Source organism: Clavibacter phaseoli, assembly GCF_021922925.1.
Taxonomy (GTDB): Bacteria; Actinomycetota; Actinomycetes; order Actinomycetales; family Microbacteriaceae; genus Clavibacter; species Clavibacter phaseoli.
Genome location: NZ_CP040786.1, coordinates 2,117,651 through 2,135,467 on the forward strand (window position 1 = coordinate 2,117,651; position 17,817 = coordinate 2,135,467).

At 72.5% G+C, this 17,817-nt stretch carries 13 protein-coding genes and 1 pseudogene; 10 read left to right on the plus strand and 4 right to left on the minus strand.

Features of this window, described 5'->3' with window-relative positions:
• Both FGI33_RS15500 and FGI33_RS09770 read right to left on the minus strand, forming a co-directional pair.
• Nucleotides 1–1,602: an amino acid ABC transporter permease/ATP-binding protein gene (locus FGI33_RS15500; RefSeq protein WP_337249870.1), complete on the minus strand. Its 1,602-nt coding sequence runs from the start codon at nucleotides 1,600–1,602 to the stop codon at nucleotides 1–3.
• A 27-nt stretch (nucleotides 1,603–1,629) separates the two neighbouring features.
• Entirely contained in the window at nucleotides 1,630–2,541 is a 912-nt protein-coding gene (locus FGI33_RS09770) for an ABC transporter substrate-binding protein (RefSeq protein WP_220453093.1), read from the minus strand.
• Between the two features lie 262 nt (nucleotides 2,542–2,803).
• On the opposite strand from FGI33_RS09770, the gene FGI33_RS09775 reads away from it, so the two are divergent.
• On the plus strand, nucleotides 2,804–3,541 hold the full coding sequence (locus tag FGI33_RS09775; RefSeq protein WP_194683282.1) for a FadR/GntR family transcriptional regulator: 738 nt from the start codon (nucleotides 2,804–2,806) through the stop codon (nucleotides 3,539–3,541).
• A gap of 15 nt (nucleotides 3,542–3,556) precedes the next feature.
• On the opposite strand, the gene FGI33_RS09780 is transcribed toward FGI33_RS09775, so the two are convergent.
• Entirely contained in the window at nucleotides 3,557–4,960 is a 1,404-nt protein-coding gene (locus tag FGI33_RS09780) for an MFS transporter (protein WP_237581787.1), read from the minus strand.
• 164 nt (nucleotides 4,961–5,124) lie between these two features.
• Here FGI33_RS09780 and FGI33_RS09785 point away from each other — a divergent pair, with 164 nt between their 5' ends.
• The 8 genes and pseudogenes from FGI33_RS09785 to FGI33_RS09820 all read left to right on the plus strand — a co-directional run bounded on the left by FGI33_RS09785 (nucleotide 5,125) and on the right by FGI33_RS09820 (nucleotide 13,520).
• Entirely contained in the window at nucleotides 5,125–5,808 is a 684-nt protein-coding gene (locus tag FGI33_RS09785; protein WP_119434660.1) for a DUF2848 domain-containing protein, read from the plus strand.
• 120 nt (nucleotides 5,809–5,928) lie between these two features.
• A pseudogene (gene purS / locus FGI33_RS15505) lies at nucleotides 5,929–6,168 on the plus strand (phosphoribosylformylglycinamidine synthase subunit PurS); the annotation flags it as partial.
• 152 nt (nucleotides 6,169–6,320) lie between these two features.
• On the plus strand, nucleotides 6,321–7,016 hold the full coding sequence (gene purQ / locus FGI33_RS09795; protein WP_119434662.1) for a phosphoribosylformylglycinamidine synthase subunit PurQ: 696 nt from the start codon (nucleotides 6,321–6,323) through the stop codon (nucleotides 7,014–7,016).
• A complete protein-coding gene (purL, locus tag FGI33_RS09800; RefSeq protein WP_119434663.1) occupies nucleotides 7,013–9,376 on the plus strand; it encodes a phosphoribosylformylglycinamidine synthase subunit PurL in 2,364 nt (787 codons plus the stop codon). Before purQ ends, purL begins: the two co-directional genes overlap by 4 nt.
• 2 nt (nucleotides 9,377–9,378) lie before the next feature.
• Nucleotides 9,379–10,176 carry a dienelactone hydrolase family protein gene (locus FGI33_RS09805; protein ID WP_237581789.1) on the plus strand — a complete coding sequence of 266 codons (798 nt, stop codon included), beginning with the start codon at nucleotides 9,379–9,381 and terminating at the stop codon, nucleotides 10,174–10,176.
• A gap of 249 nt (nucleotides 10,177–10,425) precedes the next feature.
• Nucleotides 10,426–11,478 (plus strand): endonuclease/exonuclease/phosphatase family protein, encoded by a 1,053-nt coding sequence (locus FGI33_RS09810; RefSeq protein WP_119435274.1) that lies wholly within the window; start codon nucleotides 10,426–10,428, stop codon nucleotides 11,476–11,478.
• 202 nt (nucleotides 11,479–11,680) lie between these two features.
• A complete protein-coding gene (locus tag FGI33_RS09815; protein ID WP_119435273.1) occupies nucleotides 11,681–12,391 on the plus strand; it encodes an SGNH/GDSL hydrolase family protein in 711 nt (236 codons plus the stop codon).
• 91 nt (nucleotides 12,392–12,482) lie between these two features.
• Nucleotides 12,483–13,520 carry an acyltransferase family protein gene (locus FGI33_RS09820; RefSeq protein ID WP_119435272.1) on the plus strand — a complete coding sequence of 346 codons (1,038 nt, stop codon included), beginning with the start codon at nucleotides 12,483–12,485 and terminating at the stop codon, nucleotides 13,518–13,520.
• 396 nt (nucleotides 13,521–13,916) lie between these two features.
• Here FGI33_RS09820 and FGI33_RS09825 read toward each other — a convergent pair whose 3' ends face one another.
• Complete coding sequence (locus FGI33_RS09825; protein ID WP_237581791.1) at nucleotides 13,917–16,082, minus strand: acyltransferase family protein; 2,166 nt, start codon at nucleotides 16,080–16,082, stop codon at nucleotides 13,917–13,919.
• Between the two features lie 364 nt (nucleotides 16,083–16,446).
• Here FGI33_RS09825 and FGI33_RS09830 point away from each other — a divergent pair, with 364 nt between their 5' ends.
• On the plus strand, nucleotides 16,447–17,817 hold the full coding sequence (locus tag FGI33_RS09830; protein ID WP_237581793.1) for a tyrosine-protein kinase domain-containing protein: 1,371 nt from the start codon (nucleotides 16,447–16,449) through the stop codon (nucleotides 17,815–17,817).

The window sequence follows — 17,817 nt, forward strand, 5'->3', positions numbered from 1 at the left end:
TCACGCCTCCGCCTGGTTCATGGCGTTCACGAAGCGGGCCGTGACGGGATCCCGCGGCGCGTCGATGACCTGGCGGGCGGGGCCGTCCTCCACGACGACGCCCCCGGCCATGAACACGACGCGGTCGGCCACGTCGCGGGCGAACCGCATCTGGTGGGTGGCGATGAGCATGGTGAGTCCTTCTCTCTGGGCGAGACCCCGGATGACGGCGAGCACCTCGGCCACCAGCTCGGGGTCGAGGGCGCTGGTGGGCTCGTCGAGCAGCAGCACGCGCGGGCTCGCCGCGAGGGCGCGGGCGATCCCGACGCGCTGCTGCTGCCCGCCGGACAGGTGCCGCGGCAGCACGTCGGCGCGGGCCGCGAGGCCGACCCCGGCGAGCAGCTCGCGGGCGCGCGCCTCGGCGGCGGCGGGATCCATGCCGGCGACCCAGCGCAGGGGCGCGGCGACGTTCTGCTGCGCCGTGAGGTGGTGGAACAGGTTGAACTGCTGGAACACCATGCCGACGCCGGCCTCCACGCGCTGGGCGGCGACCGCCGCCTCGGGCGCCAGGCGCCCGGCGGCGTCGAGGCCGATGGGGCGGCCGGCCAGCAGCACCTCGCCGGAGTCCACCGTCTCCAGCCGGTTGATGGTGCGGAGGAGCGTGCTCTTGCCGGAGCCGCTCGGCCCGAGGAGCGCGATGACCTCGCCCGCGCGGATGGTGAGGTCGATGCCGCGGAGCACCTCGTTCGCGCCGTACCGCTTCCGCACGCCCCGCAGCTCCACGATGGGCGGGCCGAGGACGCGCGCGCCGGGGTCCGCCGGGCCGGTCGGCGCGCGGCCGTCCGGGCTGGCGACGGCCGCCGCGGCCACCGGATCCTCCGCCGCGGCTCCCCCGGAATCGACGCCGCCGTCCGACGCCGCCGCCCGCGCGCGCCGCCGCGGCACGAGGCGCGACAGGAACGACCTGCGGTTCGTGCGGTCGAGGTCGGCCGCGTCCTCGACGAGCAGCTGCGTCACGGTGACGATGCCCGTGAGGAGCAGGTACATCACCGCCGAGGCGAAGTAGATGCTGAAGTACTCGAACGTGCTCGACGCGAGCTGCTGGCTGCGGAGGGTGAGCTCGGGCACGGCGATGATCGACGCGAGCGCGCTGTTCTTCATGGTCGACACGGCCTCGTTCCCGAGCGCCGGGACGATCGAGCGCGCCGCCTGCGGCCCGACGACGCGGCGCATGACCACACGCGGCACCATCCCGAGGGCGCGGGCGGCGGCGGTCTGGCCCGCGTCCACCCCGCGCACGCCCGAGCGCAGGATCTCGGCGAAGAACGCCGCCTCGTTCAGCGCGAGCGCGAGCGCCCCCGCCGCGATGGGCGACAGCACGATGCCCACGTGGGGCAGCGCCGTGAAGACGAACACGAGCTGCAGGATCAGCGGCGTCCCGCGGTAGATGACCGTGTAGGCCCGCGCCAGGACGGCGAGCGCGCGGAACCGGCTGAGCTGCATGGCCGCGAGCACGCCGCCGACGAGCAGCCCGCCGAAGAAGCCGTAGAGCGTCAGCTGCGCCGTGATGCCGATGCCCTGGAGGAGGTACGGGAGGGTGAGGTAGTGCAGGAACTGGTCCACGGGGATCCTTCCGGTGCCGTCGCCGGGTCAGTCCGTGGTGCTGAGGATGGTGGGCGCCTCGACCGCGTTCTCGTCGAGGTCCCAGTCGGCGGCGAGCCGCTGCTGCAGCCCGGAGTCCTGGACGGCGACGAGCGCGGCCTCCATGGCGTCGCGGAAGTCGGTCCGCTCCTGCGGCACGGCGATGCCGATCTTGTAGTCGAGGGTCACGGCCGTGGCCTTGTCGAGGTCGTCCGGGTGCTCCTGGATGAAGCGGTTCACGGTGTTGACGTCGTTGATGTACGTGTCGGCCCGGCCGGCGAGGATCGCGTGCACGCAGTCGGCGTTGCCGTCGAAGAGGCTCACGGTCGGGGCCGCCTCGCCCGCCGCCTCGCAGTCGGGGGCGAGCGCCTCCACGAGCGGCACCTCCACGAAGCCCTTGTTGAGCGCGACCGTGGTGCCGCAGAGCGAGGTGTCGATCCCGGTGAGCTGCTTCGGGTTCCCCTTCGCGACGAGCAGGCCGTCGAAGACCTTGGAGTAGGTGATGAAGTCGGCGTTGGCCGCCCGCTCCTCGGTCGCGTAGATGTCGGAGATCACGAAGTCGGCCTGGCCGCTCGCCATGGTGGGGATCAGCTCGGCGAACGCGACGGGCACGTAGTCGACCGTGAAGCCGAGGCACGCGCCCATGGCCTCGCCGAGGTCGATGTCGAAGCCCTCGTAGACGCTCGGGTCGTCCGCGTTCACCGACTCGTAGCCGGGGGTGTGCGGGTTGATGGCGTTGGTGAGGGTCTTCCCGACCCAGTCGGGGTGCTGCTCGCGCAGGGCGGAGCACGTGGACCCCTGCGCGAGGTCGGAGTACTTCACGGCGGCGGCCTCGCCGCCCGCGCTGGCGCCGCTCGCGCAGCCGGTCAGGAGGAGGAGGGCGGCGGCGAGGGCGGCGGCACCGGGGAGCGCTCGGATCACGGGGGTCCTTTCGGGAGGCCGCGGCGACGGGGAGGATGCCGCGGGAGGAGGTGATCGGCCGGATGGTCGGACCAAGTGAGACCGAAGGTATTCGGCGTTCGACGACATCACGAGCCCCGGTCGCGACTGGTAACAGCCTCTTCACACGGCCGAAACACCGGGCGCCGGCACGAGCCCGGCGGCGGACGGCGACGCCTATGCTGAGCGGAACCGACCGCCGGGATCCGCACCCGGGCGGCACCCGCGCACCGAGGAGACGCCGATGACCTCCTCCATCCCGGGCATGCGACGGTCGCGCAACGTGCCCGTGGAGCTGGTCGCCCACCTCGAGCGCCTCATCGCCACCGGCGAGCTCGCCCCCGGCACGAAGCTGCCCGCGGAGCGCGAGCTCGCGCTGAGCATGTCCGTGTCGCGCTCGTCGCTGCGCGAGGCCATGCACGAGCTCGAGTCGAAGCACCTGGTGGAGCGGACGCCGGGACGCGGGACCATCGTGATGCGGCCGTCCGACGAGGTGACCCGGCTGCGGGGGCTGGCGCCCGACCGCATGTCGGCGGATCACGTCGCGGAGCTGCGCGAGGTCATCGAGCCGCGGGTGGCGGGATTCGCGGCCCTGCGCGCGACGCCGGCCAACGTCCTGCAGCTGTCCGACGTGCTGGACCGCTCGAGCGAGGACCTGCGGCAGGCCGAGTCCCTGCGGCTCGACGTGGAGTTCCACCTGCTGCTCGCGCAGGCCGCGCAGAACCCCCTGCTCTCGGCGCTCTGCACGATGTCGAGCGAGTGGACGGGCGACGTGCGCGCGCACTCGCACGCCACGCGACGCGGGCGCCGGATCTCGCTCCGCGGCCACCACGCGATCCACGAGGCGGTCGCGGCCCACGACGTGGCGGGCGCGCAGGCCGCCATGGCCGCGCACCTCGCGGACGTGCGCGAGCTCATCGCGCGCGCCGCCCACGACGACGACGGCGCCGACGGTCCGGGGACCGTCGACGCCGTCGGGTGAGCGGGAGCCCCGGGGTCAGCGCCCGGTGACCGGCGCGGCCACGCCCTCGGCGCCCGTGCGCACGTACTCCTCGTCCTCGGACACGTCCGAGTCGCGGCCCATCGCGAGCCCCACGAGCGTGAGCACGACGGCGGCCGTGAGGTACAGCGCGATGCCGACCCAGCTGCCCGTCTCCTCGTAGATGATCGTGAACATCAGCGGCGCGATGGCCCCGCCGATGACGCCGGCGATCGTGTACGCGAGCGAGGCGCCCGTGTAGCGGAGGCGCGGCGAGAACTGCTCGATGATGTACGCCGCCTGCGGCCCGTACATGAAGGAGTGGAAGAACAGCCCGAGCACGATGCCCACGCCGAGCACGAAGGTCGACGAGCCGTCGGTGATCGCGAAGAACACGTACGCCCAGACGGCCGCGCCCACCGCGGCGGCCGCGTACACGGCCCGGCGGTTGATCCGGTCGCTCACGGCGCCCGCGAACGGGATGGTGAACAGCTGCACGGCGGATCCCACGAGCACCGCCACGAGCACCTGGCTGCGGTCGAAGCCCAGCGTGTTGACGCCGTAGGTGAGCGTGAAGACCGTGAAGAGCGCGTAGAGGACGTCGGGTCCGACGCGGGAGAGGATCGCCGCGACGAGCGGGCGCAGCTGGGTGCGGAACACCTCGGACACGGGCGCGCTCGGCCGATCGCCGCGCTCCTGCAGCGCCTTGAACACGGGGGTGTCCTCGAGCTTCAGGCGGATCCAGAGGCCGAACGCCACGAGCAGCGCCGAGAGCAGGAAGGCCACGCGCCAGCCCCAGTCGAGGAAGTCCTCCTCGGTGAGCAGCACCGTGAGCAGCGCGAGCGCGCCGTTGGCGAGCAGGTTGCCCGCGGGCGGGCCGACCTGCGCGGCCGACGACCAGAAGCCCCTCTTCCGCGGATCCCCGAACTCGCTCGAGAGCAGCACCGCGCCGCCCCACTCGCCGCCGACGCCCACGCCCTGCGCGAAGCGGAGGAGCACCAGGATGATCGGCGCCGCGAGCCCGATGGTCGCGTAGCCCGGCAGCACGCCGATGAGGAAGGTCGCGATGCCGATGAGCAGCAGCGTGAGCACGAGGACGGGCTTGCGACCGATCTTGTCGCCGAGCCGCCCGAAGACGAACCCGCCGACGGGGCGCGACACGTAGCCGACCGCGTAGGTGGAGAACGCGAGGATCGTCGCCGTGTACGGATCCGACGACGGGAAGAAGACGACGGGGAACACGACGGCGCTGGCCGCCGAGTAGACGGCGAAGTCGTACCACTCGAGCGAGGTGCCGGTGAGGCTCGCGGTGAACGCCTTCACGAGCTCGCGGCGGGTGGGCTTCTCGGTCGCGGCGGGTGCCGCGTGCGCGCCGGATGCGGGCGCGGTCGCCGCCGGGGAGGCGGTGGGGTCGTCGGCCATGGGGCTCCTCGGGTGAGGGAGCCGGGCGGCGGATCCGGCGATCGGATCCCGCCCGGCGTCCGGTCGGTGTGCTGTATACAGTAGGCATACCGGAGCCCCTGCACCATGGCCGGGGCACCCGGATCCGCAATTCTTCACACGCTCGAAACACCACCGGAGGACCGATGACCACCCTGCGCTTCCAGCTGCCCGACGGATCCACCCCGAGCGTCGAGGTCGTGTCGCTCCTCAACGCCGGCTACGCGGGCCGCGACCAGGCCGAGGTGCAGGCGCACATCGACGAGCTGGCCGAGCTCGGCGTGCCCGGACCCGAGACCACGCCCGCGCTCTACCCCGTCGCGCCGTACCTCGCGTCGCAGGCCGACGCGGTGCCCGCGCAGCACGGCCGCACCTCGGGCGAGGCCGAGTGGGCCCTCGTGATCACCGACGACGACGTGCTCCTCACCGTCGCGTGCGACCACACCGACCGCGCGCTCGAGGTGCACGGCGTCGCGTGGAGCAAGAACGCCGGACCGGACGTGCTGGGACGGAAGGCCTGGCGCCTCGCCGACGTGCGCGACCGCCTCGACGCGATCCGCCTGCGCGGCTGGGTCGGCGAGGAGGGCGCCGAGGAGCTCATCCAGGACTCCACGCTCGCCGCGCTCCTCACCCCCGACCACTGGCTCGAGGTGCTCGAGCAGCGCGGCCTCCGGGTGCCCGGCACGGTGCTCATCTCGGGCACGGTCGCCATGGTCCCGGGCGTCGACCAGTTCGCGTCGCGCTGGCGCGTGCAGCTCGAGGATCCCGCCACGGGCGAGACCATCGACGCCGCCTACCGCGTGGAGCTGCTCCCCGAGGCGATCGGCTGATCCCGTCCCGCGCCCGCCACGCGACCCACCAGCGCCCGCCCCGCCGGCCCATCCCGGCGGGGCGCGGCCGTCCGGTACGCTGAGCGCATCCACCCGCCTCCAGGAATCCGGAGTCCCATCGTGCCCACGATCGTCGTCGAAGTGATGCCCAAGGCCGAGCTGCTCGACCCCCAGGGGAAGGCCGTGGCCGGCGCCCTGGCCCGCCTCGGCAAGGACCGCTTCACCGGCGTCCGCATCGGCAAGCGCTTCGAGCTCACCGTCGAGGGCGAGGTGGACGACGCGCTGCTCGCCGACGTCCAGTCGCTCGCCGCCGACATGCTCTCCAACTCCGTCATCGAGGACGTCATCAGCGTCCACGTCGCCGGGCTCGACGGCTTCGGCATCAGCGCCGAGGCCGACATGGCCACCGGCAACGTCACCGACAAGCGCACGGTCGCCGACGGCGGCACGGCGGAGACGAACGCCGCCGCGCACCCGCTCCCCCACGGTTCCGCCGCGGCGGAGCAGCGCTGATGCGCGTCGGGGTCATCACCTTCCCGGGATCCCTCGACGACCGCGACGCGCAGCGCGCCGTCCGTCTCGCGGGCGCCACCCCGGTCGCGCTCTGGCACGGCGACCACGACCTCAAGGGCGTCGACGCGATCGTGCTCCCCGGCGGCTTCAGCTACGGCGACTACCTGCGCGCGGGCGCCATCGCCGCCTTCGCGCCGATCATGCGCGAGGTCGTCGACGCCGCCGAGCGCGGCGTCCCCGTGCTCGGCATCTGCAACGGCTTCCAGATGCTCACCGAGGCGCACCTGCTGCCCGGCGGGCTGATCCGCAACGAGGCGGGCAACTTCGTGTGCCGCGACCAGCGCCTCCGCGTCGAGGCCACGAGCACCGCCTGGACGAGCGCCTTCACGCCGGACGAGGAGATCACCATCCCGCTGAAGAACGGCGAGGGCGGCTTCATCGCCGACGCCGACACGCTCGACCGCCTCGAGGGCGAGGGCCGCGTGGCCTTCCGCTACCTCGGCGGCAACCCGAACGGATCCCTGCGCGACATCGCCGGGATCACCAACGCCCGCGGCAACGTCGTCGGCCTCATGCCCCACCCGGAGCACGCCGTCGAGGAGGGCTTCGGACCGGACACCCCGGCCGCCATGCGCTCCGGTGTCGACGGCCTCCGTCTCTTCACGTCCGTCCTCGAAGGAGTCCTCGCGCAGTGAGCGTCCACCCCGATCCCGCATCCGTCCCCACCGAGACCCCCGCGGGTACGGGGCAGGGCGTCCGCCGCCATGTCGCCGACACCGTCGAGATGGCCGAGCGCACCCCGGAGAAGGAGCAGCCGTACGCGGCGCTCGGGCTCACGGAGGGCGAGTACCTCAAGATCCGCGAGATCCTCGGCCGCCGCCCCACGAGCGGCGAGCTCGCCATGTACTCGGTCATGTGGAGCGAGCACTGCTCCTACAAGTCCTCGAAGAAGTACCTGCGCCAGTTCGGCCAGAAGGTCTCCGAGTCCATGAAGAAGGACCTCATGGTCGGCATGGGCGAGAACGCCGGCGTCGTGGACGTGGGCGAGGGCTGGGCCGTCACCTTCAAGATCGAGAGCCACAACCACCCCTCCTACATCGAGCCGTTCCAGGGCGCGGCCACGGGCGTCGGCGGCATCGTCCGCGACATCATCTCGATGGGCGCCCGCCCCGTCGCCGTGATGGACGCCCTGCGCTTCGGCGACATCGACGACCCCGACACCGCGCGCGTCGTGCACGGCGTGGTCGCGGGCATCAGCTTCTACGGCAACTGCCTGGGGCTGCCGAACATCGGCGGCGAGACCTACTTCGACCGCGTGTACCAGGGCAACCCGCTCGTCAACGCACTCGCGGTCGGCGTCCTCCGCCACGAGGACCTCCACCTCGCCAACGCGCGCGGCGTGGGCAACAAGGTCGTACTGTTCGGCGCCCGCACGGGCGGCGACGGCATCGGCGGCGCCTCCATTCTCGCGAGCGACACGTTCGCCGACGGCGGCCCGACCAAGCGCCCCGCGGTGCAGGTCGGCGACCCGTTCGCCGAGAAGGTGCTCATCGAGTGCTGCCTCGAGCTGTTCGCCAAGGACCTCGTCGAGGGGATCCAGGACCTCGGCGCCGCCGGCATCTCCTGCGCCACGAGCGAGCTCGCGTCCAACGGCGACGGCGGAATGCACATCCGGCTCGAGGAGGTGCTGCTGCGCGACCCGTCGCTCACGGCCGAGGAGATCCTCATGTCGGAGAGCCAGGAGCGCATGATGGCGGTCGTGACGCCCGAGAAGCTCGAGGGCTTCCTCGCCGTCGTCCGCAAGTGGGACGTCGAGACGAGCGTGCTCGGCGAGGTCACCGACACCGGCCGCCTCGTCATCGACCACCACGGCGAGCGCATCGTCGACGTCGAGCCGCGCACGGTCGCGGTCGACGGCCCCGTCTACGACCGGCCCGTCTCCTACCCCACGTGGATCGACGCCCTGCAGGCCGACTCCGCGTCGCGCCTCGCGCGCCCCACCGCGCCGGACGACATCAAGGACCAGTTCCTGCAGCTGCTCGGCAGCCCGAACCTGGCCGACGCGTCGTGGATCACCGACCAGTACGACCGCTACGTCATGGGCAACACGGCCCTGTCATTCCCCGACGACGCCGGCATGGTCCGCGTCGACGAGGAGAGCGGCCTCGGCTTCTCCGTCGCCACCGACGCGAACGGCCGCTTCTGCCAGCTCGACCCGTACCGCGGCGCGCAGCTCGCCCTCGCGGAGGCGTACCGCAACGTCGCCGCTTCCGGCGCCACGCCCGTCGCCGTGAGCGACTGCCTCAACTTCGGCAGCCCCGAGGACCCCGAGGTGATGTGGCAGTTCAGCCGCACGGTCGAGGGCCTCGCGGACGGCTGCCTGGAGCTCGAGATCCCCGTCACGGGCGGCAACGTCTCCCTCTACAACCAGACGGGCACGCAGGCGATCCACCCGACGCCCGTGGTGGGCGTGCTCGGCGTGATCGACGACGTCGCGCGCCGCATCCCCTCCGGCTGGCAGGACGAGGGCGACAACATCTACCTGCTCGGCGTCACGCGCGAGGAGCTCGACGGATCCGCCTGGGCCGGCACCGTGCACGACCACCTCGGCGGCGTCCCGCCGGTGGTCGACCTCGCCGCCGAGAAGGAGCTCGCCTCGCTCATCGCGGCGGGCGCCACGCAGTCGCTCGTCGCGAGCGCGCACGACCTCTCCGACGGCGGCCTCGGCCAGGCGCTCGCGGAGGCCGTGATGCGCTTCGGCGTCGGCGCCCGCGTGTGGCTCGACGGCATCGTGCAGCGCGACGGCGTCGACCAGGCGACCGCGCTCTTCTCCGAGTCCACCGGCCGCATGCTCGTCACGGTGCCGCGAGAGGACGACGTCAAGTTCCAGGGCCTCTGCGAGGGGCGCGGCTACCCCGTGCTCCGCATCGGGGTGACGGACGCGCAGGCGCCCGGCCTCGAGCTGCAGGGCCTGTTCACCCTGTCCGTGGACGAGCTGCGCGGGATCCACCGCGCCACGCTCCCCACCCGCTTCGGCACCGCCGTGGAGGCATGAGCATGACCGACCCCGCATCGACCCCCGTCTGGTCGCCGTCCCTCGCCGAGCTCACGGAGCGCGTGCCGCTGCCCGCGGGCGCCGACATCCAGATGGGCCCCGTGCTCTACGACCACGAGGGCACCGAGCTCGAGGGGCTCCTCGCCCGCGACGCCGCGCAGAGCGGCCGCCGCCCGGCCGTGCTGGTGATCCACGACTGGTTCGGCGTCGGCGGGCACGTGGCCGCGCGGATCCAGATGCTCGCGCGCCTCGGCTACGTCGCGTTCGCCGCCGACGTCTACGGCCGCGACGTGCGCCCCGGACCGGAGGAGGCCGGCCAGGTCGCCGGGTCCTTCTACGCCGACCTCCCGCTCATGCGCGCCCGCGTGCAGGCCGGCATCGACCGCCTCGCGGCCGAGCCCGATGTCGACCCGTCCCGCATCGCCGTCATGGGCTACTGCTTCGGCGGCAGCGCCTCGCTCGAGGTCGCCCGCGCGGGCGCCGACATCAAGGCGGCGATCTCGCTGCACGGCAGCCTGGTGGTGCACGCGCCTGCCGACGTCGCCGACGTGAAGGCCGCGATCCTCGTCCTCACGGGCGCGGACGACCCGATCGTCCCCGACGAGAAGGTGGCCGCCTTCCAGGACGAGATGCGCACGCGCCCCGCGATCGACTGGCAGGTCGTCACGTACAGCGGCGCCCTGCACGCCTTCTCCGTCCCGGGCGTCGACTCGCCCGACCACGGCGCGCAGTACCAGGACCGCGCCGAGCGCCGCTCGTGGCGCGCGCTGACGGACTTCCTCGCCGAGCACCTGGGCTGACCGGCTCCCCTGCGTCGCACCGCGCCCCGCCGGCACCCGCCGGCGGGGCGCGCGTCTGTCCGCGGGCCATGCGCCGGCTGGCGGAACCCTCCGGGCCGGGCCGACACGCCGACCCCGGGTTGCCATCGCCGCACCCCTCGCGTAGACCTGTGCGTGCAGTTCACGCATCCGCCACCCGCCGTTGGCCCCCGCAGGGGTCGCGACGCGCAGGCTGATCATGCGAGACACGTGCGACCCGAGGAGATCTCCATGATGGCCAGCGGCGGATTCAGCCGACGCGACCTGTTCGACGGTGCCGGATCCTCCGATCCCGGCGTCGGGCGGCCCACACGCGGTTCCGGCACGGCGCTCCTCGAGCGACCGCGCGCGGACGAGACCACCACCACGACGGACGGCCCGGACGGCACCGCGGAGGCCGACCCCCCTCCGTCTCGGCCGGCGGCAGCGACGCAGCTCGCTCCCGCCCCGCCCCAGGAGGCGACCATCGGCTCGGCCGAGGGCGACCTCGTGCACGTCATGACGTGCAACATCCGCCTGGCCCGCGCCTCGACCGAGCCCGGCGATCCCGACCACTGGGCCGACCGCGAGCCCGTGCTCGCCCGCTTCCTCCAGCTCGAGCAGCCCACCGTCCTCGGCCTGCAGGAGGCCCTCTCGGCCCAGCTGCCCGCCATCGCCCGGGCGCTCCCCCACCACCGCATGCTCGGCTACGGCCGCGACGGCGGCTCCGGCGGCGAGTACAGCGCGATCTTCTACGACGAGCGTCGCCTCGACGTCGTCGCGTGGGACCAGTTCTGGCTGTCCGACCTGCCGGAGCTCATCGGATCCCGCTCCTGGGGCTGCAGCACCACCCGCATCGCGACGTGGGCGCGCTTCCGCGACCGCCGCAGCGGCGCCGAGTTCGTGCACCTCAACACGCACCTCGACCACGAGTCCGAGCTCGCGCGCGTGAAGAGCGCCGACCTCATCACCGAGCGGCTGCAGGAGGTCGCGTCCGGCGCGCCCGTCGTCGTCACGGGCGACTTCAACGCGCCGGCCGAGGAGTCGGCGGCGTACGACATCCTCACGCGCGACGCGGGCCTCGCCGACACCTGGACCACGGCCGCGCACCACGCGACCCCCGGCATCGGCACGTTCACGGCGTACGGCGACCCGGTGCCCGAGGGCGAGCGCATCGACTGGATCCTCGCGGGCAGCGGCGTCGAGGTGGTCGACTCGGCCATCAACCCGTACACGTTCGAGGGCCGCTCTCCCTCCGATCACGCCGCCGTCCAGGCGCTCGTGCGCCTCGCGCGCACCGCCTGACCCGCGTCGCACCGACGCCCGGCCTCCCGTCGGCCGGGCCGACGCGATCACGCCCGCCGGGGATCGGCGGCGCGCCACGCCGCCACCGGGCCGATGGAGACCGCATGTCACAATGGTCTCCGAGCGGCCCCGTGATCGCAGCGGCTGACGGGGTCACCGGCTCGCCGCTGCCGCGGACCCCTCCACGATCGGATGAACACCTATGCCCGCACGTCGCATGGCCCGGGGCGCCGTCAGCGCCCTCGCCGCCGTCCTCCTGCTCGCCGGGTGCACCAGCTCGCCGCAGCCCGCCCCCACCGCGACCGAGGGCCAGCCCGCGCCCAGCGCGTCCGCCACGACGGCGCCCGAGGACATGGTCCGCATCGTCGTCATGGGCGACTCGAACACGAACGGCTTCGTCGGCACGCTGCCCCAGGGCATCGACCAGGGCATGGCCTACGTCGACTACGTCGTGGGCGACCCGCTGACCTTCGCCGGCGGCTGGGGCACCGACGGCGCGACGAGCACCGTCATGGCGGCCAACACGCCCACCGTCGAGGACGTCGACGTGGCGCTCATCATGATCGGCACCAACAACCGCCTCGCGGGCGTGCCGGACACGCAGCTCGACGCGGACATCCTCCAGACGGTCGAGAAGCTCGCGCCGAAGGAGACCGTGATCCTCGGGATCCCGCCGCAGAACGCCTCGCCCGAGACGCCGCCCGAGGTCAACGCGCACCTCGAGCAGTTCGCCGACGCGCAGGGCTACCACTTCTTCAACCCGTGGGTGAACCTCACGAACAAGGACATGAAGTGGCGGACCGAGTTCTTCCGCGACGGGATCCACACCAACATGACGGGCTACAAGCTCATGGGCGCGGAGGTGCGCAAGTACGTGCGCACCGAGGTGCTCGACGACAGCGCCCAGAAGTAGGGGCATCCCCCCGCCCTCCCGCCGGCGACCCGGCGGTTAGGGTCGAATCGGTGCCTCCGCAGCGTCGCGCCCGCACCAGAGGAGAGCCCGCGTGACCAGCACCGTGACAGTGAAGAGCGAGACCGGTCGGAAGATCGAGTTCCTCGAGGCGGTCCGCGGCGTCGCGTCGTTCATCGTGGTGCTGCAGCACCTCATCGCCGCGGAGTACCCGGCGTTCGAGGACTTCAGCCGGCAGTGGGTGGACGCGGGGCGCGTGGGCGTCGTCGCGTTCTTCCTGGTCAGCGGCTACGTCATCCCCCTGAGCCTCCAGCGGCAGGACACCCGCACCTTCCTCGTCCGCCGCCTCTTCCGCCTCTTCCCGCTCTACTGGCTCGTGCTCGGCCTCATGATGCTGTGGGTCGCGACGACGGGCGAGGGCGAGCTGGGCGGGCCGCTCGTGATCATGGCCAACGTGCTCATGGTGCAGGGCGCCGTGGGGATCTACACGATCGTCCCGACGGCGTGGACCCTGGGCATCGAGCTGATCTTCTACGGCCAGTCCCTCGTCGCCAAGCTCATCGGCCGCCTCGACCGCAGCGTGGTCATGGGCTACGTGTGGCTCGCCGGCTTCGTCGCCGCGGCGATCGCGGGCCGGGTGCTGGAGCGCGAGCTGCCGTGGACGCTGCCGCTGCTGCTCTACACGGCGTCGCTCGGGCACGCGATCCACCTGCGCGACCGCGACGGATCCACCGCCTGGCGCGGCCTCCTCGTCGCCGGCGTCGTGGGCGTGCCGCTGTTCACGTACCTCAACGGCGGGCAGGACGCGACCTGGCCGCCCTTCGACTACGCCGTGTCGTTCCTGCTCGGCCTCGGCCTGTTCTTCGCGTTCTACGCCACGCGGCAGGCGGCCCACTCGCGCGTGCTCATCTGGCTCGGCGCGATCTCGTACGCCGCGTACCTCCTGCACCCGCTCGCCTACCGCGTGATGCGCGCCGTCGACGTGCCCGAGGGGATCGTGCGGGTCGTCGCCGCCATCGCCCTCACGCTCGTCGTCTCCTGGCTCGTGCACCGGTTCGTGGAGGTGCCCTTCATCGGCGTCGCCCGCCGCCTCACGAGCCGCTCCGCGGGCGCGAAGGCCCCGCGGCACTAGGTCCCCCTCGCGGATCCCGCGCCGGGCCCCGAGGCCCCCTGGGGTCCGGTCGGCGGGCTCCCGCGCCGTCGCGCGGCCTCGTGCGCTCAGCCGCCGCCGTCCGCCACCGGCCGTCGGCCGTCGGACGCCCGGCCCTCGCCGCGGCCGCCCCGCGCGCCGGCGTGCGATGCCGCGCGGCCCGCGCGGTCCCCTGGGGGACAGCGGGCGCAGCGCGCCGGACGCCGGACGCCGGACGCCGGATCATCCGAGCGCGTGGCAGGACGCCCGCCTGCAGGCGCGAGGCGCTCGATGCCCGCCCGCAGGCCCACGACGCACGACGCACGACGCACGACGCACGACGACGGGCGCCCCTCCCGGAGGAGGAGCGCCCGTCGTGGCGTGCGGTGGTGCGGCGGGTCAGCCGGCGGCCGGGGCCAGGAGGCCGAGCGTCGCGAGCTCGTCCGACATGATCGGCGCGAGGTCCTGCGACTGGCGGGCCGTGAGGTGCGACGTGTCGCCGCGCACGGGGATCCCGTTGACGAACGCCGGGCACGTGCCCTGGCTGCAGAACCAGCCCTGCGTGTTGATGAACTGCACCGGGGCGCCGACCTCGGCCGCCGCGGCCTCCATGGTGCGGGCGTGGCTGATGAACGACGGCGACACCTGCGACGTGCAGTCCTTCGGCGCGCTCGTGGGCGTCTTGCACTCCACGAGCGCCGTGGCTGCCGGCGGGCGGGACAGGACGATCACGTTGGAGGAGGCGGTCTTGAGCGAGCCCATGGTGGTGAGCGCGCCGGCCTGCCACTCGCGGTCGGCGGCGCCGCCCGTGGCCTTGCTCGACAGGTACGAGTTGTCGACGGCCTCGCTCATGAGGATGAGCGCGGGCTTCGTGGCGTTCATCTCGCCGAGGGCCCAGTTGCGAAAGTCCGTGCACTCCGTGTACTCGGAGCCGTCGGTGTCCGTGCTCGTGACGGTGGACGCGGGGCAGCGCGCCATCGTGAGCACGCGCACCTTCCAGTCGTCGCCGAGGCTGGCGCGGAGCATGGGCGCGTAGCTGATCGCGAGGGAGTCGCCGAAGATGACCGCGGTCTTCTCCGGTCCCGCCGACGCGTTGCCGTAGACGCAGTGCTCGGTGTTCTTGATCGCGTCCTTCTCCTTGGCGAGGTCGGCGCCGAGGCAGCCGTCCTTCGCCCACTCGGGCGCGATGACGTCGCGGCCGAAGTCGCCGAACGACTCGACGGCGGGATCGAGCGCCGGCCACTCGTCGGATGCGAGGGCGGCCGTGATCTGGTCCGTGCGGGTCGCGAGGGCGTTGCCGGTGGCCTCGACGGGCGCGGCCGTGCCGCCGGTGCTCGGCGTCCCGCTCCCGAGCTGGCTCTGGTCGGCGGGCTCGTCGCGCACCACGGCCACGGCGACCACGCCCACCACGGCGACCGCGACGACGGAGAGCGCCGCGACGGTCATCTTCAGCTGCGCCGCGGAGGACCGGCGGCCGGCCTTCTTCGGGTCGAGCCAGCTGGAGCGCCGGATCGGGTCCTCGACGAGGTGGAAGGAGGCGATGGCGAGCACGAGCGTCGCGCCGATCGCGGCGCCGTAGTACTCAAGGGTGCCGGTGCCGAGGAGCGACGCCAGCAGGATGATCGCCGGGAAGTGCCAGAGGTACAGCGAGAACGACAGCCGGCCGATGTAGGTGGTGACCGGGTTCGTGATCGGCACCATGGCCTTCGACACCCCGCCGATGCCCGACGCGATGACGAGCGCGGTCGCGACGACCGGCAGCAGGCCGAAGGGCACCGGGAACGCGTTGTCGCCGGAGACGAGGAAGAAGGAGGCGACGATGCCCGCGAGGCCGACGTAGCCGAGGACCGGGCGGATCGACGCGGGCAGCGTGGCGATGCGCGCCGCGAAGATCGCGAGGAGCGCGCCGATGCCGAGCTCCCAGGCGCGGGAGAAGGTGGAGAAGTACGCGACCGTCGGGCGGGCCGACGTCTCGTAGAAGCCCCAGGCGAGCGACGCGACGATGAGGACGGCGACCGTGATGCCGATCGTCCGGGTGAAGAGGCGGGCGCGCTTGACGCGGTTCTTGGGGGTGCGGCGGCGGGCGAACGTGATGACCAGGAAGATCAGCACGGGCCAGACGAGGTAGAACTGCTCCTCGACCGACAGCGACCAGTAGTGGCGGAACGGCGAGATGGGGCCGTCGGACGCGAAGTAGTCGGTGCCGGCGCTGGCGAAGTGCCAGTTGGAGACGAAGAGGGCGGACCAGATCGCGTCCCAGAGGCTGGCCTGCGCGCGCACGACGTTGAAGACGAGGAACGAGACGGCCGTGGAGACCACGAGCACGAGCAGCGCGGCCGGCATGATGCGACGGACGCGGCGCTTGTAGAAGTCGAGGAACGAGATCGTCTTGGTGCGCTCGTACTCCTTGAGCAGCAGGCCCGTGATGAGGAAGCCGCTGATGACGAAGAAGACGTCGACGCCCACGAAGCCGCCGGAGGGCCAGTCGAAGAGGTGGTCGACGATGACGGCGACCACCGCGAGGGCGCGCAGGCCCTCGACGTCCGGCCTGAAGCCGCGGTTCACCGTCGGCGAATCCCCCTCGGATGGCGGGTTCTTGTCGTCCGGTGCGGAGCGGAGCTCCGACGGGTCCGGGAGCGCGGGCGTGCCCCGGCGAAATGTCTGCGAGCTCATGGCCCAGGTCCCTACTCACTCGTGTACCGCCGTGCAGCACTGCTGTCTGAGCGACCCTAACAGGGCGTCACAGGGCCTACCATGCCCCGGACGGGGGCGTTCCGGGCTGCTGGCACCGCTCGAGAGCTGTGTGATGATAGACAGCCGAGGCTGTGGATATCCCACGTATGCGGACACTCCGCGCCTGTGTGCTTTTGGGGAAGGGTTCTAAGTTATGGCGCTCCGTGACTTCATTCGGATGCTGCGTAGGGGCGCGGTGCTGATCATCCTGACGCTCCTGGTCGGGGTGGGCGCCGCGGCGGCCTTCTCCCTCCTCCAGACCCCCGAGTACGAGGCGTCCACCAAGATGTACGTCGCCCAGAGCAGCTCGGGCAGCGTGCAGGACCTCCAGCAGGGCAACAACTTCATCACCCAGGCGGTGAAGAGCTACGCGGACGTCGTCACGACCCGCGCCGTGCTCCAGCCCGTCATCGACGAGTTCGGCCTCGACATGACGTCGCGCGAGCTCGCCGAGTCGGTCCGCGCCTCCGCGCCGCTCGACACCACGATCATCGACATCACGGTGAAGGACCAGTCCCGCCAGGACGCCGCGACGCTCGCGGACGCCATCGGCGCGAGCCTCACCACGGTCGTCGGCACGCTCGTCCCCGAGACCATCGAGGGCACGCCGCAGGTGCAGATCACGCAGCTCGAGCAGGCGGAGATCCCCGAGTCGCCGTCCTCGCCGAACCTGCCCGTCAACATCATCGTCGGCGCGCTCATCGGCCTCCTGATCGGCGTGGGCGTGAGCCTCCTCCGCGAGACGCTCGACAACCGCATCCGCGGGGAGCGCGACGTCGAGCTCGTCACGACCAAGCCCATCCTCGGCGGCATCGCGTACGACCCGAAGGCGACCGAGCGTCCCCTCATCGTGCAGGACGACCCGCGCAGCCCCCGCGCCGAGTCCTTCCGCAGCCTCCGCACGAACCTCCAGTTCCTGGAGTTCGGCGGCCGCTCGCGCAGCTTCGTCATCACCTCGTCCATCCAGGGCGAGGGCAAGTCGACCACCAGCTCGAACCTCGCGCTGGCGCTGGCCGACTCCGGCATCAAGGTCGTCCTCATCGACGCCGACCTCCGCCGTCCGCGCCTCGCGTCCTACATGGGCCTCGAGGGCGCCGTGGGCCTCACCGACATCCTCATCGGCCGCGCCGAGATCGAGGACGTCATCCAGCCCTGGGGCTCGGGCATGCTCTCGATCCTCCCCGCCGGCCAGATCCCGCCGAACCCGTCCGAGCTCCTCGGCTCGCAGGGCATGGCGCGACTGCTGCAGGACCTCGAGGCGCGCTACGACGTGGTGCTCATCGACGCCCCGCCGCTGCTCCCCGTCACCGACGCGGCGATCCTGTCCAAGAACGCCGGCGGCGCGATCGTCGTCGTCGCCGCCGGCCGCACGCACCGCACGCAGCTGAAGAGCGCGATCGCCAACCTCACCAACGTGGGCGCGGACGTGCTCGGCCTCGTGATCACCATGCTCCCCACCAAGGGCCCGGACGCGTACGGCTACGGCCACTACGGCTACGGGTACGGGTACACGGAGGACGAGGACGGCCAGAAGACCAAGGCGCCCATCGAGAAGATCAAGGCGTAG